Origin of the sequence: Cellulophaga algicola DSM 14237 (assembly GCF_000186265.1) — a bacterium.
GTDB classification, from domain to species: domain Bacteria; phylum Bacteroidota; class Bacteroidia; order Flavobacteriales; family Flavobacteriaceae; genus Cellulophaga; species Cellulophaga algicola.
Map to the genome: position 1 here is coordinate 3049696 of NC_014934.1, position 17398 is coordinate 3067093.

General features: G+C 33.4%; 19 protein-coding genes. 14 read left to right on the plus strand and 5 right to left on the minus strand.

Going from position 1 to position 17398, the window contains the following annotated elements; genetic code table 11:
* Positions 1-96 precede the first annotated feature (96 nt).
* The 7 genes from mnmA to CELAL_RS13200 all read left to right on the plus strand — a co-directional run bounded on the left by mnmA (position 97) and on the right by CELAL_RS13200 (position 7004).
* A complete protein-coding gene (gene mnmA / locus CELAL_RS13170) occupies positions 97-1287 on the plus strand; it encodes a tRNA 2-thiouridine(34) synthase MnmA (protein ID WP_013551392.1) in 1191 nt (396 codons plus the stop codon).
* A gap of 3 nt (positions 1288-1290) precedes the next feature.
* Positions 1291-2232 (plus strand): NAD(P)H-dependent flavin oxidoreductase, encoded by a 942-nt coding sequence (locus CELAL_RS13175; protein WP_013551393.1) that lies wholly within the window; start codon positions 1291-1293, stop codon positions 2230-2232.
* Between the two features lie 13 nt (positions 2233-2245).
* Positions 2246-3019, plus strand: coding sequence for a nucleoside triphosphate pyrophosphohydrolase (gene mazG / locus CELAL_RS13180; RefSeq protein WP_013551394.1), 774 nt, complete (start codon positions 2246-2248; stop codon positions 3017-3019).
* Positions 3020-3098: 79 nt separating this feature from the next.
* On the plus strand, positions 3099-4469 hold the full coding sequence (locus CELAL_RS13185; RefSeq protein WP_013551395.1) for an MATE family efflux transporter: 1371 nt from the start codon (positions 3099-3101) through the stop codon (positions 4467-4469).
* Between the two features lie 74 nt (positions 4470-4543).
* The gene (locus CELAL_RS13190; RefSeq protein WP_013551396.1) at positions 4544-4771 is read left to right on the plus strand and encodes a hypothetical protein; all 228 of its coding nucleotides are present in this window, start codon (positions 4544-4546) and stop codon (positions 4769-4771) included.
* 5 nt (positions 4772-4776) lie between these two features.
* Positions 4777-5346 carry a phosphatase PAP2 family protein gene (locus tag CELAL_RS13195; RefSeq protein WP_013551397.1) on the plus strand — a complete coding sequence of 190 codons (570 nt, stop codon included), beginning with the start codon at positions 4777-4779 and terminating at the stop codon, positions 5344-5346.
* The gene (locus CELAL_RS13200) at positions 5343-7004 is read left to right on the plus strand and encodes an ArnT family glycosyltransferase (protein ID WP_013551398.1); all 1662 of its coding nucleotides are present in this window, start codon (positions 5343-5345) and stop codon (positions 7002-7004) included. The genes CELAL_RS13195 and CELAL_RS13200 overlap by 4 nt, the downstream gene beginning before the upstream one ends.
* Here the strand turns inward: CELAL_RS13200 and CELAL_RS13205 are convergent.
* The 3 genes from CELAL_RS13205 to meaB are packed head-to-tail and all read right to left on the minus strand — an operon-like array spanning position 7001 to position 9926.
* The gene (locus CELAL_RS13205; RefSeq protein WP_013551399.1) at positions 7001-7870 is read right to left on the minus strand and encodes a lysylphosphatidylglycerol synthase transmembrane domain-containing protein; all 870 of its coding nucleotides are present in this window, start codon (positions 7868-7870) and stop codon (positions 7001-7003) included. The two genes, CELAL_RS13200 and CELAL_RS13205, sit on opposite strands and share 4 nt — an antisense overlap.
* The gene (locus CELAL_RS13210; RefSeq protein ID WP_013551400.1) at positions 7854-8810 is read right to left on the minus strand and encodes a glycosyltransferase family 2 protein; all 957 of its coding nucleotides are present in this window, start codon (positions 8808-8810) and stop codon (positions 7854-7856) included. Before CELAL_RS13210 ends, CELAL_RS13205 begins: the two co-directional genes overlap by 17 nt.
* 33 nt (positions 8811-8843) lie before the next feature.
* Positions 8844-9926: a methylmalonyl Co-A mutase-associated GTPase MeaB gene (gene meaB / locus CELAL_RS13215; protein ID WP_013551401.1), complete on the minus strand. Its 1083-nt coding sequence runs from the start codon at positions 9924-9926 to the stop codon at positions 8844-8846.
* A 129-nt stretch (positions 9927-10055) separates the two neighbouring features.
* Between meaB and CELAL_RS13220 the strand changes: the two genes are divergently transcribed.
* Positions 10056-10481 (plus strand): organic hydroperoxide resistance protein, encoded by a 426-nt coding sequence (locus CELAL_RS13220; protein WP_013551402.1) that lies wholly within the window; start codon positions 10056-10058, stop codon positions 10479-10481.
* Positions 10482-10531: 50 nt separating this feature from the next.
* Here CELAL_RS13220 and CELAL_RS13225 read toward each other — a convergent pair whose 3' ends face one another.
* Positions 10532-11434: an aldose epimerase family protein gene (locus CELAL_RS13225; protein WP_041558149.1), complete on the minus strand. Its 903-nt coding sequence runs from the start codon at positions 11432-11434 to the stop codon at positions 10532-10534.
* Positions 11435-11522: 88 nt separating this feature from the next.
* On the opposite strand from CELAL_RS13225, the gene CELAL_RS13230 reads away from it, so the two are divergent.
* From CELAL_RS13230 to CELAL_RS13240, 3 genes are read left to right on the plus strand one after another with little or no spacing between them, the layout of a single operon-like run.
* The gene (locus CELAL_RS13230; protein ID WP_013551404.1) at positions 11523-12080 is read left to right on the plus strand and encodes an RNA polymerase sigma factor; all 558 of its coding nucleotides are present in this window, start codon (positions 11523-11525) and stop codon (positions 12078-12080) included.
* Complete coding sequence (locus tag CELAL_RS13235; RefSeq protein WP_013551405.1) at positions 12064-12648, plus strand: hypothetical protein; 585 nt, start codon at positions 12064-12066, stop codon at positions 12646-12648. Before CELAL_RS13230 ends, CELAL_RS13235 begins: the two co-directional genes overlap by 17 nt.
* Positions 12626-14152, plus strand: coding sequence for a hypothetical protein (locus tag CELAL_RS13240; protein WP_013551406.1), 1527 nt, complete (start codon positions 12626-12628; stop codon positions 14150-14152). Before CELAL_RS13235 ends, CELAL_RS13240 begins: the two co-directional genes overlap by 23 nt.
* A gap of 1 nt (position 14153) precedes the next feature.
* On the opposite strand, the gene msrA is transcribed toward CELAL_RS13240, so the two are convergent.
* Entirely contained in the window at positions 14154-14819 is a 666-nt protein-coding gene (gene msrA, locus CELAL_RS13245) for a peptide-methionine (S)-S-oxide reductase MsrA (protein WP_013551407.1), read from the minus strand.
* Positions 14820-14954: 135 nt separating this feature from the next.
* Here msrA and CELAL_RS13250 point away from each other — a divergent pair, with 135 nt between their 5' ends.
* The 3 genes from CELAL_RS13250 to CELAL_RS13260 all read left to right on the plus strand — a co-directional run bounded on the left by CELAL_RS13250 (position 14955) and on the right by CELAL_RS13260 (position 17010).
* Positions 14955-15848: an IS1595-like element ISCal1 family transposase gene (locus CELAL_RS13250; RefSeq protein ID WP_013551408.1), complete on the plus strand. Its 894-nt coding sequence runs from the start codon at positions 14955-14957 to the stop codon at positions 15846-15848.
* Positions 15849-15907: 59 nt separating this feature from the next.
* A complete protein-coding gene (locus tag CELAL_RS13255) occupies positions 15908-16594 on the plus strand; it encodes a peptidoglycan DD-metalloendopeptidase family protein (protein ID WP_013551409.1) in 687 nt (228 codons plus the stop codon).
* A 179-nt stretch (positions 16595-16773) separates the two neighbouring features.
* Positions 16774-17010, plus strand: a complete 237-nt coding sequence (locus CELAL_RS13260) for a hypothetical protein (RefSeq protein WP_013551410.1) — start codon at positions 16774-16776, stop codon at positions 17008-17010.
* Positions 17011-17398 lie beyond the last annotated feature (388 nt).

The window sequence follows — 17398 nt, forward strand, 5'->3', positions numbered from 1 at the left end:
AATAAAAAAGCCCTCAATGAAATTATTATCCATGGGCACGACTAAGTGTTTTTGAGCATCTAATTTTGTATTTTTGTGCTCCTATTTATTTAAAAAATGAAAAAAGTTGTTGTTGGCCTTTCTGGTGGTGTTGATTCTAGTGTTGCTGCTTACTTATTAAAAGAGCAAGGGTATGAAGTGATTGGTCTTTTTATGAAAAACTGGCACGATGATACCGTAACCATATCCGATGAATGTCCTTGGCTAGAAGATAGTAATGATGCGATGATTGTTGCAGAAAAATTAGGAATTCCTTTTCAAACCGTAGATCTAAGTGCGGAATATAAAGAGCGTATTGTTGATTATATGTTTGATGAGTATGCTAAAGGGCGTACGCCAAATCCAGATGTGCTTTGCAATCGAGAAATAAAATTTGATGTTTTTATGAAGATCGCGCTGCAATTGGGAGCAGATTATGTTGCTACTGGGCATTACTGTAAAAAAGGAATTATTAAAAATAGTGATGGTTCAGAAACGTATCAGCTTTTAGCGGGAGAAGATCCTAATAAAGATCAATCATACTTTTTGTGTCAGTTGTCACAAGAACAGTTGGCGAAAACGCTATTTCCTGTAGGGGAGTTATTAAAACCTGAGGTTCGTAGAATTGCTGCGGCAAATGAATTGATTACGGCTGATAAAAAAGACTCGCAAGGACTTTGTTTTATTGGAAAAGTACGTTTGCCCGATTTTTTACAACAAAAATTAAAACCGAAAAAAGGAGTAATTATAGAGGTTCCTTCAACGATAGCGCACTTTCAAGAAGCGCCTACTGAGTTTTTAAATAAAAATGAAGAATTAGCCTATTTTGCGAAGAAACCAATTTATCATCTAACAGATGGTAAAGTAGTAGGGAACCATCAAGGAGCTCATTATTTTACCAAAGGACAACGTAAAGGCTTAGATGTTGGTGGTACTAAAGAACCTTTGTTTGTTATAGAAACAGATGTTGATGAAAATATTATTTATACAGGTCAAGGTAAAGCCCATCCAGGTTTGTATAGAAGAACCTTATTTGTTTCAGATGCAGAATTGCACTGGGTACGAACAGATCTAGCACTTAAAATGGATGATTCTTTACAAGTACTGGCGCGTATACGTTACCGCCAAGAATTGCAGAAAGCAACATTATATAAAGTTGAAGGGGGTATGTATGTAGATTTTGAAGAAAAACAATCTGCTATAACCGAAGGGCAATTTGTAGCTTGGTATCTAAAAGATGATCTGATAGGTTCTGGTGTAATTTCATAAACTATGCAAAATAGAATTACAGAATTATTTGATATTCAATATCCTATTATCCAAGGAGGTATGATTTGGGCCAGTGGATGGCGTTTAGCCTCTGCTGTTTCTAACGCCGGAGGCTTGGGTATTATTGGTGCCGGGTCTATGTATCCGGAGGTCCTGCGAGAACATATTCTTAAATGTCAAAATGCTACTGATAAACCCTTTGCAGTTAATATTCCCATGTTATATCCAGATTTGGAGCAACTCATGAATATTATTGTTGAGTTGGGAGTGAAAATAGTATTTACCTCTGCTGGGAATCCTAAAACGTGGACTTCTTTTTTCAAGGAAAAAGGCATTACCGTAGTGCATGTAGTGAGTAGTGTAAAATTTGCATTGAAAGCGCAAGAAGCAGGAGTAGATGCTATTGTAGCCGAAGGTTTTGAAGCTGGAGGTCATAATGGAAGAGATGAAACAACGACCTTAACCCTTATTCCTTCCGTAAAAGAAAAAATTTCTATTCCAGTAATAGCTGCAGGGGGTATTGCTACAGGTAGTGCTATGCTTGCAGTTATGGTTTTAGGAGCAGATGGAGTGCAAGTGGGGAGTCGGTTTGTAGCAAGTACGGAAGCGTCATCACATCAAGCTTTTAAAGAGAAAGTAGTTGAAATAGGAGAAGGCGATACACATTTGACTTTAAAGGAACTAGCGCCAGTACGTTTGATAAAAAATACATTTTACGAGGAGGTGCAACGTACATATGCAGATGGCGCTACCAAAGATGATTTAGTCGCTCTTTTAGGAAGAGCACGTGCCAAACGCGGTATGTTTGAAGGAGATATGGAAGCGGGTGAATTAGAAATTGGCCAAGTATCGTCGCTGATTCATGATATAAAACCAGCGAAAATTATTGTAGAAGATATGGTTCGAGAATTTGAAGCAGCAAAAGAAAGAGTAAGGACCATTTAAAGAATACACGGACATGAATTCTCGAAAAAAACAATTAGAGGCTTTTGATAGACTACTAACAATAATGGATGAATTAAGGACGCAATGTCCATGGGATAAAAAACAAACCATGGAAACCTTAAGGCATTTAACGATAGAAGAAACCTATGAATTAGGTGACGCTATCCTTGAAAACAATTTGCAAGAAGTAAAAAAGGAATTAGGAGATGTTTTGCTACACATCGTATTTTACGCCAAAATAGGAAGTGAAACCAATGACTTTGATATTGCCGATGTTGCCAATGAAATTTGTGATAAACTCATTCATAGGCATCCACATATCTATGGCGATGTTAAGGTTGAAAATGAAGAAGAGGTAAAACAAAACTGGGAAAAGTTAAAGCTTAAGGAAGGTAGAAAAAGTGTTTTAGAAGGTGTTCCAAAAGGTTTGCCTGCTTTGGTAAAAGCAAGTAGAATACAAGATAAGGTTGCTGCGGTTGGTTTTGATTGGGAACGACCAGAACAAGTATGGGAGAAAGTACAAGAAGAATTACAGGAGTTGCATGAAGAAGTTGAAAAGAAAGATGCAGATGCAATGGAGGCGGAGTTTGGTGATGTTTTTTTCTCGCTAGTAAACTATGCTCGTTTTTTAAAAATAAATCCTGAAAATGCTTTAGAACGCACAAATAAGAAGTTTATAGGCAGGTTTCAATACCTTGAAAGTAAAGCTAAAACATTAGGGAAAGAATTAAAAGATATGACTTTAGCAGAAATGGATGTATTCTGGGAAGAGGCTAAAAAACATTAAAATTTAAATAAAGAATTTTAATTGAAAGATTTAGAAAAACTAAGCGTGTATCTTTACCGCCCAATAAATAAATAACCTTTTGTTACAACAATATACCAAAGAATTTAAATACAATTTGACCCTAGCGGTTCCTGTTATTTTGGGGATGCTGGGGCATACATTTGTTCAGCTTGCAGATAATATCATGGTAGGGCAATTGGGTACTGCGGAACTAGCTGCAGTATCATTAGGGAATAGTTTTGTTTTCGTAGCGATGTCTTTGGGAATTGGCTTTTCTACCGCAATAACTCCTTTAGTAGCAGAAGCAGATGCTGCGGGGAAAAAACAAGAGGGAAAAAGCGCCTTAAAACACGGTTTGTTACTCTGCACTGTTTTAGGTTTGTTTTTATTTGGAGTCATTATGTTGGCCAAACCGGTCATGCATTTAATGAAACAACCACCAGAAGTGGTAGCGTTAGCAATGCCCTATTTAGATTTAGTAGCTTTATCATTAGTTCCATTGATTATTTTTCAAGCCTTCAAACAATTTTCCGATGGTCTGTCCCAGACTAAATATCCTATGTATGCTACGATCATAGCAAACGTAGTGAACATAACACTGAACTACCTTTTAATTTTTGGTAATTTTGGATTTCCTAAAATGGGAATCGTAGGGGCAGCAATAGGTACTTTAGCTTCTCGGGTAATTATGGTATTATTTATTTGGCTCCTATTAAGGAGTAAAAAGAAATTCCATGATTATGTTACAGGATTTAATTTTGCAAAACTTGAAAGTAGAGTCATTGAAAAGATTTTTAGTCTCGGTTTTCCATCAGCACTGCAAATGTTTTTTGAAGTAGGTATATTTACCTCTGCTGTATGGTTAAGCGGAGTGCTAGGGAAAAATCACCAGGCAGCAAATCAAATAGCGTTAAACCTGTCTAGTATGACATTCATGGTAGGTATGGGATTAGGGGTTGCTGCTATGATACGCGTAGGAAACCAGAAAGGATTGTCCGATTTTAAATCATTAAGGCGCATAGCAATTTCAATATTTTTCTTGACCTTTTTATTAATGATTGTATTTGCAGCGATCTTCTTTATTTTTAATCAGTGGCTACCAACTATTTATTTAAATGTAGATGATGTTGCCAATCAAGCGGATAATATGGAGGTGATTTCTATAGCAGCCCAATTATTAATTGTTGCCGCTATCTTTCAGATTTCCGATGGTTTACAAGTGGTAATATTGGGTGCATTAAGAGGGTTGCAAGATGTAGTAGTACCAACTTTTATTACATTTATTGCGTATTGGTTGATTGGTTTTCCGACAAGTTATTATTTAAGTTTGCACACAGAATTAAAAAGTACAGGTATTTGGATAGGATTGTTAGTAGGTTTAACAGCCTCGGCCATACTATTGTATATTAGGTTCAATGTGCAGACAAAAAAGAAAATAGCAGCAGCATAATTTTCTTTTAGAAGCTATATATTGATCAATTTCAGTCAAATAATCGTATTTTTGACCCTCTTAAAAAATTAACTATGGAGTTTCCTAAATTCTTATTAGGCGATAATACAGATTACCCAACCGCAATATTCGTAATACATACGGAGTACCCAAGATTTATAATCAACCTGGAGAATGATGAGGTAGAATGGTTAGAAGATTTTACGGCGGATGATGAAAATGAATTAGAATCAGAAGCAGAAAATCTTATAGAGCAAGCAACTGCTTTTTACGATAGAGAGGTAGCTCGCTACGAAGAATAACTTTCATGCTAGAAGAGCTTTTACAATCCGATAAAAATATTTTTCTTTTTTTAAACCATTTAGGAACTCCTACTTGGGATGTTTTTTGGTTGTTTGTAACTAATAAGTTAAGCGCTATTCCGCTTTACATCGTATTAGCTTTTTTATTTTATAAAAGTTTTGGTTTAAAAAGAACACTACTATTACTTGTCGTAATTGCACTAATGATTACCGCTACAGATCAAGTAGCTAATTTGTTTAAGTATGGTTTTAAGCGCTTAAGACCTTGTCACGATGAAGAAATAGGAGCATTGGTTCGTTTGGTTAAAAGCTCTTGCGGAGGTCAATATGGCTATTTTTCTGCTCATGCTTCCAATTCCTTTGCAATTGCCCTATTTTTAGGACAATTATTAAAAGAAAAGCATAAAAACATAGGTTATTTACTACTTCTTTGGGCGCTTATAGTCGCTTATAGTCGTATTTATATTGGAGTACATTATCCATTAGATGTGATAACGGGTAGTCTAATTGGTCTCATTTTTAGTTGGTTATTTATAAAGTTGTATATATTTGCAACTCAGAAGTTTAGTTTATGATATCTAATACAAGGTATTGGCTTTTATTATTTTTTATAAGTGTCGTATATATAGCTGGACTATTTTCTACGTTGTTTGAAAATGATTCGGCCCAATTTGCAGTGATGGCCATGAGAATGGCCCAAGAAAACGATTTTATAAATTTAATAAAGGGAACTAATGAATACCTAGACAAGCCTCATATGCATTATTGGCTTGCTGCGTTATCTTTCAAGATTTTTGGGCTCCACGATTGGGCCTATCGTATTCCTGGAATGCTAGCTATATTTTTAGGAGCCTATAGTTGTTTTGGTTTAGGAAGGTTATTATATAATGAATATGTAGGCAAAACTGCGGCTTTAATTTTTCTTACCTCACAAACTATAGTTTTATCTGTAATAGATGTTAGAACAGATGCAGTATTAACCGGTTTTACAATTTTTGCGCTTTGGCAACTGACTAGCTATATTAATAAAAATTTCCTTTTAAATATTGTTTTAGGAGCTTTTGGAGCAGGTATAGCCTTTTCTACAAAGGGGCAAATTGCATTGGTAGTTTTAGGGCTTCCTATATTGTGTCATTTAGCATACACGCGTAAATGGATACAGTTTATCAATTGGCGCGTTCTTATTGGTGTTTTGGTTTTTGCAATTACAATAACGCCTATTCTTTATGCGTATTACCTACAATTTGATCTGCATCCAGAAAAAATAATTCGCGGTCAGAGCAATAGAAGTGGGATATTTTTTATTCTGTGGGAACAGAGTTTTGAACGTATGAGTGGTGAAGGAATCGGGAAAAATAGTAGTGACTATTTCTTCTTTTTTCACACTTTTTTATGGGTTTTCTTACCCTGGACCCTAATAGGGTTATTTGCTTATTATTGTAAAGTAAAAACATTTATAAAACTTAAATTTAAATACAATCCTAAATACGAATTTTTAACGCTTGGAGGTATTACATTTATTTTTATAGTGATCAGTTTTGCTCAATTTAAATTACCTCACTATTTAAATATTGTAATTCCACTATTTGCAATACTTACCGCAGCATATTTACATAGCTTAAATGTACATTCAAAAGATAAAACTATTAAAATTATCTTAGGAATTCAGTATTTTATATTTGCACTCATATTTGTTGGAACTACATTATTCTGTTTTTATGTATTTGAATTTGAGTCTATTATATCTTATGTTTTATTTGCTGTTGCAGGTGTAATTTGCATCTATTTTACATTGAAGCAAGAGGCTTATGCTATTCGCGTCTTAACAATAGCATCATTAGCTTCTCTTTTGTTAAACTCCGTTTTAAACTTTCACTTTTATCCTAATTTATTAGCGTATCAGGCAGGTTCTGCAATGGCTAAAGTTGTTGCTAAAAATAACATTCCAGTAGATAAAATTTATAAATTGAGTGAAGAGCATACCTGGTCTTTAGATTTTTATAATCAGAAACCCGTTCAAATCACAAAAATAGATGCTCTAGAAGACATTGAAGATTCTTGGGTGTATATATCTGGAGATGAATTACTGCAGTTAAGAGATGTTGGTCTAGATTGGGATCAGCAGTATGAGGTGGATGATTTTAGAATAACCAGGCTTCAAGCTAGATTTTTAAATCCGGCTACTCGTAAAAAAGTAATCAAACATAAGTACTTAATTCACCTCGTAAATTAAGGATTCGTCTGTAACTTCGGTTTTTTAAAGTGATAGTAAATGCCAATAAACGATACGGATGCAGTAATTAAGAAAAACACCATACTGATACTTATGGATGTACTTTCGTCTAAATTCAATAGGGTAGCACCATAGAAGAACGTTAGTTCTCTACTTCCTATACCGCCTATGGTTAAAGGGATAACAGAGACAATTGAAGATATTAAAAATATAAAAAGATACGCCACCGTATTACTTTCAAAGTTTAATGCTTTTAAGATAAATAGTACGCTAATTAATTGAGATAATTGCACTAAAGCAGAATATCCAAATGTTTTCCAAAAAATAGAAAGCACATAATTAAAGAATTTCTTAGTTAAAAACCAGAAAACTACAATGCTTAAGACTATTGCAGTAATAGCATAGATTTCAATATTTTTTAAGAAGCTTACCTTAAGAAAAATAATAAGAAGGCAAGCGTATATAAAAAGCAATAATAAACCGCTTAAACGATCTAAAACTAATACGGATACAATTTTTTTAGTGTCTACAGGGAACTCCTTTTTAATAATGTACCCTTTGTAAGCGTCACCACCAATACCACCAGGTAAAAATAGATTGTAGAACATACCTAATGCATACAGCTTCAAATTACTTTTATGGGTTAGCAATACATTTAATTGATGAAAATATAAATTAACTCTAAAAGCAGAAATAACCTTAGATATGATAAAGAATAGTGTAGCTAAACTTAAGTATAATGGATCTGTTTTTTTTAAGGTTTCAAAAACATCCGTATAATTAATTTTAGTAAAAACAAAGTATAGTAAAACAGCACTAATTATAATTTTAAGTGCTGTTACTAGCTTTTTATTGGGCTTTATCACCTATAAGAATTTTTTTAATTCGGTATGGTCGTTTCTGTTGTGATTCATAATAGGTTCTAATTAGTAATTCCATCACAATACCTATTGTAAATAGTTGAATACCAGCCAATATAAACATCAATCCAAAAATTAATAATGGACGATTGCCAATATCTTCACCCATTAACTTAACGACAAGTAGATAGATGTTTATTGCGCCACCTAAAAGCATAAGTAAAACTCCGAAAATTCCGAATAAGTGAATAGGTCTTTGAAAGTATTTACGAATGAATAATAACAACATCATATCTGCAATTACTTTAAATACTCTTTCTAAACCATATTTAGAAACCCCTGCATGTCTTGCATGATGTTTTACAGGTACCTGCTTAATTTGTGCGCCTTCTAAATAGGCTAGCAACGTTATAAAGCGATGCATTTCTCCGTATAAATTTAGATCTTTTGCAATATCTTTAGTAAATACCTTTAAGGCACAACCATTATCCTTTATGTCTAATTTAGTCACACGACGAACTAAAAAATTTGCAATTTTAGAAGGGATTTTCTTTACTAAAGAATCTTTTCTTTTTTGACGAATACCAGTAATTAAATCATATTCTCCTTCAATCGCATAAGAAAGCATTTGAGGAATATCACTAGGGTCATTCTGTAAATCGCCATCCATAGTGATAATGTATTCTCCTTCTGCATAATCTATTCCTGCGGCCAAGGCTAAACTTTGTCCGTAGTTTTTCTTTAATTCTATTAAATGAACTTTGCTATCGTTCATTTTTTTAACCATCATGCGTGTTGCATCTGTAGAGAAATCATCTATGTAAATGATCTGATAAGAATACCCAACCAGACTTTCATGGATTTTTTCGGTAAGTAAAACAACATTGTCTTCTTCATTATATAAAGGAACAACAATAGAAAGAAGCGCGTTAGTTAAAACAGTCATAGTAATTAAATTGAAGCTGCAAATTTATGCTTTTTATTTAAGTTCCTTTTGGTGTATCGCCAACAATTGCTCTGCAGCAACAAATGGGGACACTTTTGCATTCATAACCTGTACTGTAAGTTGTTTTAGTTGTTCTTGTATGGCATCATCTTCATAAAATCGTATTTTTAGATTGTCTTCTATAGTTTGAAGTAACCAAAATTTATTTTGATACTTTCTCTTTTCATACATCGAATTTAAAGTTGCTTTTTTAAAATTTATAATGGTTTGCCAGACTTCAGAAATACCTTCGTTTTCTAAAGCGGAACATTGCAATACCATAGGAATCCAGCCATTTTCTTTTGGCGGATAAAAGTGTAGGGCTCTAGTAAATTCTATGCTTGCTAGTTTGGTTGCTTGTTTATTTTTTCCGTCGGCTTTATTGATGACAATAGTATCCGTCATTTCCATAATGCCTCTTTTTATTCCTTGTAACTCATCTCCGGCTCCAGCAAGTTTTAGTAATAAAAAAAAATCGACCATGCCATGTACTGCTGTTTCACTTTGGCCAACACCAACAGTTTCAATTAAAATAACATCAAAGTTGGCAGCTTCACATAAAATAATAGATTCCCTTGTTTTTCTTGCAACGCCTCCTAAAGAATCTCCTGAAGGAGATGGTCTTATAAAGGCATTCTCATCTTTAACCAAAGCCTCCATTCTTGTTTTGTCTCCTAAAATACTTCCGCTACTTAAAGAGCTCGTTGGATCTACTGCCAGAACAGCTACTTTTTTACCTATACCCGTAAGGTATTTGCCTAAAGCTTCAATAAATGTGCTTTTACCTACACCTGGCACTCCTGTGATACCTACTCGTAAGGTGTTTTTTTTATTTGAAATACAAGCTTCAATTATTTGATTGGCTTGTGCTAAATGTGTTCTATTCTTACTTTCAACTAAGGTAATAGCTCTACTTAGTGCTATTTTATCTCCGCTATTAATATCTTGAATTAGGCTAGCTACAGACGGTTGTTTTTTTCTAAAGTTTTTTATTCTAGCAATAGAAGCTTCATTAGAAATAGCATTAAGATGTATTCCCTCTTTTTCTTCTAGAGCTGATTTTTTATTTTTTTTCAAGGAGATAATTGGTGTTTTATAGAAAAATAAGGCTTTTTACTAAACATTCACACAAATTTAATAATTCATTTTTCGTCAGTGATTGTTCTATTAGTATATTATGGTCTTAAACTATTAAAATAAATTGAAATGAAAACAATATTCGAATCAAGTGCAACAAATACAGGTGGTAGGTCTGGTCATGTAACTACGGAAGGCGGACTAATTGATTTAGATGTGAAAATGCCGAACGGCAAAGATCCTATCGAAGAAAAATATACAAATCCAGAACAATTATTCGCTGCAGCCTATTCTACCTGTTTTGCGGGTGCCTTGCAAGCTGTAGCTAAAGAAAACGGAGTAGATGATTTAGGTGATTTTAGTGTTACCGCTATTATTGGTTTTGGTAAAGATGAAGATGGTTTTAATATCGAAGCAACTTTAGATGCTTATTTACCTACTGTGGATAAAGAAAAAGGAGAAGAGCTAATTAATGCAGCTCATGAAATTTGCCCTTATAGCAAAGCTACCAGAGATAATATTACTGTAAATCTTAATTTGCTTTTAGACGAATAAAAATTTACAACTCAGTTTACTAAAAATAAAGCCCGATTATTCGGGTTTTTTTATGCTTTGAATCTAAATATAGATTGGTTAAAATATTTTTCTCCTTTGTTTAAAACACTCGACGGGAAATTGGGTTGATTAGGAGCATCAGGATAGTTTTGTGTTTCAAAACAGATAGATCCTGTAGTTTCTGGCGTGTAAATGACTACTGCAGCTTGGTTGGTTGTTACTTCTAAAGTAATTCCGGAAATTGCAGAATGTACTGATGCGCAAATTTCTTTACGCTTATCAATTACAAAAGGAGTATCTAGGCGTGTTGTGTTTATTTTTTTATTTTCTAAGAAATCATACTTGGTATGCGCAACTTCAGTTAGTTTCCCCGTAGGGATAAGGTTGTCATACGTATCTAGAATTTTAGTACAATCTAATTGTAAGTCGTAATGGTTTATTTCGGCTGTGTTGTCTAATTTAAAGTATGAGTGATTTGTTAAATTAACTACTGTTTTTTGATCAGTTGTGGCTTCATGGGTAACAATTAAAGCATTGTCTTCTAAAGTATACGTAACGCTTACTTTTAAAGTACCAGGATAGCCTTCTTCCAGGTGTTCACTTATATATGAAAGTTTTATAAATGGATTACCTCCGTGATTAACTTCATCAACTTTAAAATACTTCTTATTAAAACCTGCGGAACCACCATGTAGGTGAACACCTTTTTCTTCTTGTATAGGGTATATTTTTTTATCAAGAGTAAATTCTCCTTTAGAGATTCTTCCTGCATAACGCCCAATACACGCACCTAAAAACATAGGATTGTCTAAGTAGTCTTTAGGTTGTTCAAAACCAACGACCATATTGGTAGGATTGCCGTTTTTATCTTTTACAATAATCTTTTGAATAATGGCGCCAAAATCTAGAACAGTAAGTTCAATCTTGTTATTTTTAATAGTATTTTGAATCAAAGCTGAAAAATTTATAAACAAATTTAAACTTTTTTGCAACACTTTAATAATGCTATCGTCTTTAAGGTAACAACAATTATAAACCATCTTGGAAAAAGTGCTAAAATTCCAAACAGTTCTAATAGAACAATGTAAGGCTAACGATCGTAGAGCGCAAATGAAGCTTTATGAAAAGTACTGTGATGGCATGTACTGTGTCGTGATGCGGTATTTGCAAAATAGTGATGATGCAGAAGACGTTTTGCAGGAATCATTTATTAAAGCATTTTTGAAAATAGATCAGTTTAAAGGAGAAGTGACCTTTGGTGCATGGCTAAAAAAAATTGTTATTCATAAATGTATAGATTTTTTAAAGGCTAAGCGTAATGCACATATTTCGATAGAAGAGAATGAATTGCTTCTTGTTGAAGATGACGATTGGGATGTAGAAGTATCAATAACCATTGAGGAAGTGCGAACAGCTATTCATACCATTTCAGAAAAATATAGGTATGTTCTACTGCTCTATTTAATGGAAGGATATGATCATTCAGAAATTTCTCAGATTTTGAATATTCAGGAAACCACTTGTAGAACACAACTAATGAGAGGTAAAGCTTATTTAAAAGAACATTTAATAAAAAATAAATATGAATCAAGATCTTAGAAACCTTTTTAAAGAAACACCTGAAAAGGAGGGTTATAGCTTAAATTCTGGTCATAAGGAACGTTTTGCTAATCGCTTAGATCAAGAATTGCCTAAAAAGACAATTGTACCCATTTTATTTTTTATGAAAATTGCAGCCACGGTATTAATCATGATTGGCGTAGGTGTTTATTTCTATGCCAGTAATCGGGTTGAGATTATGGTCGAAAACCCAAGCGTAGTGGGGTTAGCTGAAAAATCTGAAATTCAAGAGATTTCTTTAGGTGATTTATCACCTGATCTTAAAAAAGTAGAGAACTATTATTTGGCAACTATCAACCTAGAGTTGGCAAAATTAGAAGTATCTAAAGAGAATAAAGGATTGGTAGAAGGTTTTATGGAACGATTAGCAGAATTGAATAAAGAGTACCAAGGCCTCAATAAAGAATTAAATGCCATTGGGCCAAATGATCAAACTATTTCAGCGCTAATACAAAATTTACAGTTGCGTTTACAGTTGTTGCAGAAATTAAAGAACAAGTTAACCGAATTAAAATCATCAAAAAATGAAACAGCAATCAGTATATAAACTAGTATTCATATTCTTATGCATAGTAACTTCTGGGAACGCTCAAAAGCAGACTAAAACCTATCTTGAAAATTTTAATGTAAAGGAGAATGCTATAATCAATATCAATACATCACATACCGATATTGAATTTGAGACGTGGGATAAAAACCAAATAGAAATAGAAGTAGTAATAGAAATAGAAGGAGCTTCTAATAATGATATGGCAAGTTATTTTAAGCAAAACGAACTGAATATTGCAGGAAATAGTAGTCAAATAACCATTACTTCGGGAACACAGAATTCTTGGACGGCGCTTCATACTCCAGGCGCATTTAAAAGTTCATGGGATGCTAATGAATTTGAATTACCAGAGATAGGTGAGCTGCCAGAAATAGAGCATTTAGCGCTTATGTTAGATTCTCTTGAATTTCCTGAAATTCCTAGAATAAATGTTCCAGAATTTGATTTAGAAGCGTTTAAGAAAGACGGTGACGTTTATATGAAAAAATGGCAAACAGCATTTGATGCAGGTTTTTCTGAAAAAGATAGGAAAGCATTTAGCGAATTAGAAAAAAAGGTGGAAGCAGAGCATCAGAAAGCAGAAAAAATAAGACTTGAAATGATGAGCACCAGAGAGAAAGCGTATGAAGAGCGCAGGGCAAAATTAACTGCTGCACGAGCTGAACGTTTTGGTGAATTAGAAGAAAGAAAAGAGTATTTAGAAGAGCGTAGGGCAGCGTATAAAGAAAAGCGAGGAGCAATGCTTGAGGAGTTAAAAGAAAAATCGGAATATAAAAAGCAGCAATTTGCAGGTAGAAGAACAGATACTATACTGAGTGACGCGATATCGTTTGGCTATTACACGATGCCAAATGTATATTACCAGTCGTCTAATGCGAAGGGTGTTAATTCTAAAATAAAAGTAAAAAAACATATAAAAATAAAAATGCCCAAGTCTGTAACCCTTAAAATGAACATACGCCATGGAGAGGTTAAGCTTGCAGCGAATACCAAAAATATTCAAGGAACTTTTGCGTATTCAGGATTGTATGCCAATAGTATTGATGGCGATCAAACGCAAATTGATGTTTCATACTCACCTGTAAACATTCAAAATTGGAATTACGGTAAATTAAAAGTGAGTTATTCAGATAATGTTTCTATAAATACAGTCAAGAATTTAACACTAAGTGCTACGTCTTCAGAGGTCACAATTGCGCATTTATTAAAAAATATTTTTGCTAAAAATAACTTCGGTTCCTTAAAAATAAATGAGGTTAGTAAAGATTATTCGGCAATAGATGTATCTGTACAGAACGGAGCGCTAAAGTGTAAAATACCAAAATCCCCATTTACAATTACGGTAAATGAGGAGAGTTCTAAAGTAATAGCACCTACATCATTAAATTTAGTAAAGACTAAAAATGATAAAACTACCCTAAGTAAAGGGTATTATCTTTCTAAAAATACAGATAAGACCTTTACTGTTAATGCTAAATACAGTGAAGTGGTGCTAGAGTAGTTTAATGATTACCTTTCTTTATTAGTTCAGGAAATTTACTTTGAAATTTTTTCAACCTAGGTACAGAGACACCTCTTATGTAAGAATTGTCAGGGTGTTTTTTTTCATAATCTTGATGGTAATCTTCTGCATCATAAAAGATATCAAATTTGGTAACCTCTGTAGCTAATGGCTTATTGTAGACCTTATCATTTTTTAATTTAGTCATATAAGCTTCAATAATTTTTTTCTCATTGTCATTTTTATAAAAGGCAATAGATCTATATTGTTTTCCCATATCTGGGCGCTGACCATCTACAGTTGTTGGGTCATGAGAGCCAAAGTATACCTTCACTAAAGTTTCAAAACTTACTTCTTTAGGATTATAATAAATTTTTACGGCCTCTGCATGTGTAGTCCTGCCGTAACCAACGGCCTCATACGTAGGGTTTTTTTCTTTTCCTCCAGAATAACCAGAAACAACTTCTTTAACACCCTTGACACTTTCAAATATAGCTTCTACACACCAGAAACAGCCACTCGCAAAATATGCAGTTTCATAAGAAGACAAATCTTGAGCAGGAACCTCGCTATGTATGGGCGTAATTTGTTTGTCTTTTATTTTTGATTGGCAGCTCGTAGTAACCAATGCTAGGAGTGCAATAGATGTAATTTGTAAATATTTCATAGTGTTTTTTATTATTAGTGGTATATCTTTAAATTTACTTACGGAGTGCTGCTTACCTAAGTTGTTAATTATATATTAAATTTTAGAGGTCAGTAGCTAACTTCGTATCTTGATACTCAGTAAATATATTAAATTATGGATATTTTCAAGGGTCAAAATCTTCTAGAGTTCTCTGATTGCTTCAAAACGGACAATGATTGCAAAGAATATTTAGCAAATATTAAGTCTAAAACCCCTTTTAAATGTTCTAGATGCAATCATATAGCCTGTCAAACACGTGCTGATTTCTCTAGGCAATGTAATATTTGTAGACATACAGAATCCGCAACAGCAGATACATTATTTCACAAGGTAAAGTTTGGTGTTCGCAAAGCATTTTTTATTTGTTTTGAGATGGCTACAAGCACGAAAAGCTTATCTGCAAGTTATATGGGAGTACGTTACGGAGTAACAGAAAAAACAGCTAGACTTTTTATGCTTAAGGTCAGAGAAGCTATGTCTTCGAGTGGGAATAATCCTATGGACGGAGTTGTTCATGTAGATGAATTTGTTTTAGGGGGCAGAGAAGAAACAAAAGTTGGCAGAAGCTACAATGCTAAGAAAAAGAAGGCGGTTACAGCTGTTCAGCTTACAGAAGATGGAAAGGTAAAAAGAATGTATGCTATGAAAATAGATGATTTTTCAGCACAATCCTTACAATATATTTTTGTCAACCATATCAGCCGAAACGCAAAGATTACTACAGATAAATGGAGAGGCTATAGTCCTATTGCAAAGGCTTACGACATCACACAAATAGAAAGTAATGGAGGGTTAAATTTTAAAGCGCTTCATACAATGATACATCAGGTTAAATCTTGGATAAGAACAACTTATTCTTGGGTTAGTGACAATAATTTAAATAGATATTTCAATGAATTTTGTTTTAGAATAAGCAGATCTCAAAGTAAAGCTACAATATTCAATAATCTTATTGTTAAAATGGTCAATAATGATAAAATCAATCAAGCTGAATTAATAAGTAATTAACTACTGACCTCTATTAAATTTAATTGCTTAGGCTATACATAATCATTTGTTGTAAATATATGAACCTATTAGAAGACTTATTGTTAGACTATTCTAAAAAGAGTATCTCCATTTTAGATGCAGAGATTTCGATTACTAGCTATTGTGCATTAGATCTCTCTATTTCTAATGATTTTTTAACTACTGTAGCAATAACAGATCCGAAGGAATGCCAGGAATATATAGATAAGGTGCTCACTTTAAATAAAGCAGAAGTAGCTTACGGAGGTTATTTAGAAAGAAGAAACCTCTATGCGGATAAATCTAATTTTTCAAAAGAGCATAGCGTGGCTAGAAATATACATTTAGGTATTGATTATTGGGCAAATGCAGGCACTAAAGTTTTAGTTCCTATTGAAGGTAAGGTGCATAGTTTTAAAAATAACAGTACGGTGGGCGATTATGGTCCAACAATTATTTTAGAGCACATTCTTAATAAAGTATCTTTTTATACGCTATATGGTCACTTGTCTCTAGATTCAATTAAAGATTTAAAAACTGGTCAGGTTTTTAAAAGAGGTACTTGCATTGGGTCTTTAGGGACTCCAGATATAAATGTAAATTATGCACCACACCTACATTTTCAGGTTATAAAATCTATACAGGAGTATATGGGTGACTATCCAGGGGTGTGTAGTGCTCAAGATCTAGAATTTTACAAGAATAATTGTCCAAACCCCAATCTTCTATTAAAAATAGGTGTTTAAAAACCATCGGTAAAATACCGATAATTACGATGATAGAATTTTGAAGTAAAAACCGTTATCGGATAAAAATCTGCTTACATCTAGATAATCCCCAGTCACCGATAGTTAAATGGTATTGGGCGAGAATCGACGAAATACGCTTTAGCTTGGTAGTATCTTTACAGTATAATACACAAGTCATGAAAACTATCTTAACTATTTTATTTGTTCTTTTTATCGGTCTATTTGCTCAAGCACAAGATGCTAAAGCAGAAGTAAAGGTAGCTGCACAAGTAGAAAGTGTTGTTTTAGTTTCTTCAACAATAGAAGCTACATTAAATAGTAACGAAACTAAAGTTGCTCGTTTATACATGGATAGAAATTATAAAGTAAAAAAGCCTTGTCTTTTTACACAAAAGCAAACAAAACTAAATTAGCATAATTTTACTTGATCCATACGTTATATAATTCACGTACATCTTTATAGTTTTTTTTGCATAGAATCTTCTCTTCTCCGTATCATTTAATTTACCTCTTTATTATTTAGTATTTGTTTTTAGCGCTATGTGCTTTGAACTTAATTTTTTATTACTAGAAGAACGTGTCTCAAGTACGCTATTCTAAAAGATATGGTATTAGTTACTTTTTCTCTGCTATATGTATTCTGCTGATGTAGCTATGGAAAAGACATATTTGTAATCATCGGTAAAATACCGATAATTACGGTGATAAAATTTAGTAGTAAAAACCGTTATCGGATAAAAATCTGCTTACATCTAGATAATCCCCAGTCGCCGATAGTTAAATGGTATTGGGCGAGAATCG

Coding starts and splice junctions, on each gene's coding strand:
- mnmA (WP_013551392.1), top strand. CDS start 97: ATGAAAAAAGTTGTTGTTGGCCTTTCTGGTGGTGTTGATTCTAGTGTT.
- CELAL_RS13175 (WP_013551393.1), top strand. CDS start 1,291: ATGCAAAATAGAATTACAGAATTATTTGATATTCAATATCCTATTATC.
- mazG (WP_013551394.1), top strand. CDS start 2,246: ATGAATTCTCGAAAAAAACAATTAGAGGCTTTTGATAGACTACTAACA.
- CELAL_RS13190 (WP_013551396.1), top strand. CDS start 4,544: ATGGAGTTTCCTAAATTCTTATTAGGCGATAATACAGATTACCCAACC.
- CELAL_RS13195 (WP_013551397.1), top strand. CDS start 4,777: ATGCTAGAAGAGCTTTTACAATCCGATAAAAATATTTTTCTTTTTTTA.
- CELAL_RS13200 (WP_013551398.1), top strand. CDS start 5,343: ATGATATCTAATACAAGGTATTGGCTTTTATTATTTTTTATAAGTGTC.
- CELAL_RS13210 (WP_013551400.1), bottom strand. CDS start 8,810: ATGACTGTTTTAACTAACGCGCTTCTTTCTATTGTTGTTCCTTTATAT.
- CELAL_RS13220 (WP_013551402.1), top strand. CDS start 10,056: ATGAAAACAATATTCGAATCAAGTGCAACAAATACAGGTGGTAGGTCT.
- CELAL_RS13235 (WP_013551405.1), top strand. CDS start 12,064: ATGAATCAAGATCTTAGAAACCTTTTTAAAGAAACACCTGAAAAGGAG.
- CELAL_RS13240 (WP_013551406.1), top strand. CDS start 12,626: ATGAAACAGCAATCAGTATATAAACTAGTATTCATATTCTTATGCATA.
- msrA (WP_013551407.1), bottom strand. CDS start 14,819: ATGAAATATTTACAAATTACATCTATTGCACTCCTAGCATTGGTTACT.
- CELAL_RS13250 (WP_013551408.1), top strand. CDS start 14,955: ATGGATATTTTCAAGGGTCAAAATCTTCTAGAGTTCTCTGATTGCTTC.
- CELAL_RS13255 (WP_013551409.1), top strand. CDS start 15,908: ATGAACCTATTAGAAGACTTATTGTTAGACTATTCTAAAAAGAGTATC.
- CELAL_RS13260 (WP_013551410.1), top strand. CDS start 16,774: ATGAAAACTATCTTAACTATTTTATTTGTTCTTTTTATCGGTCTATTT.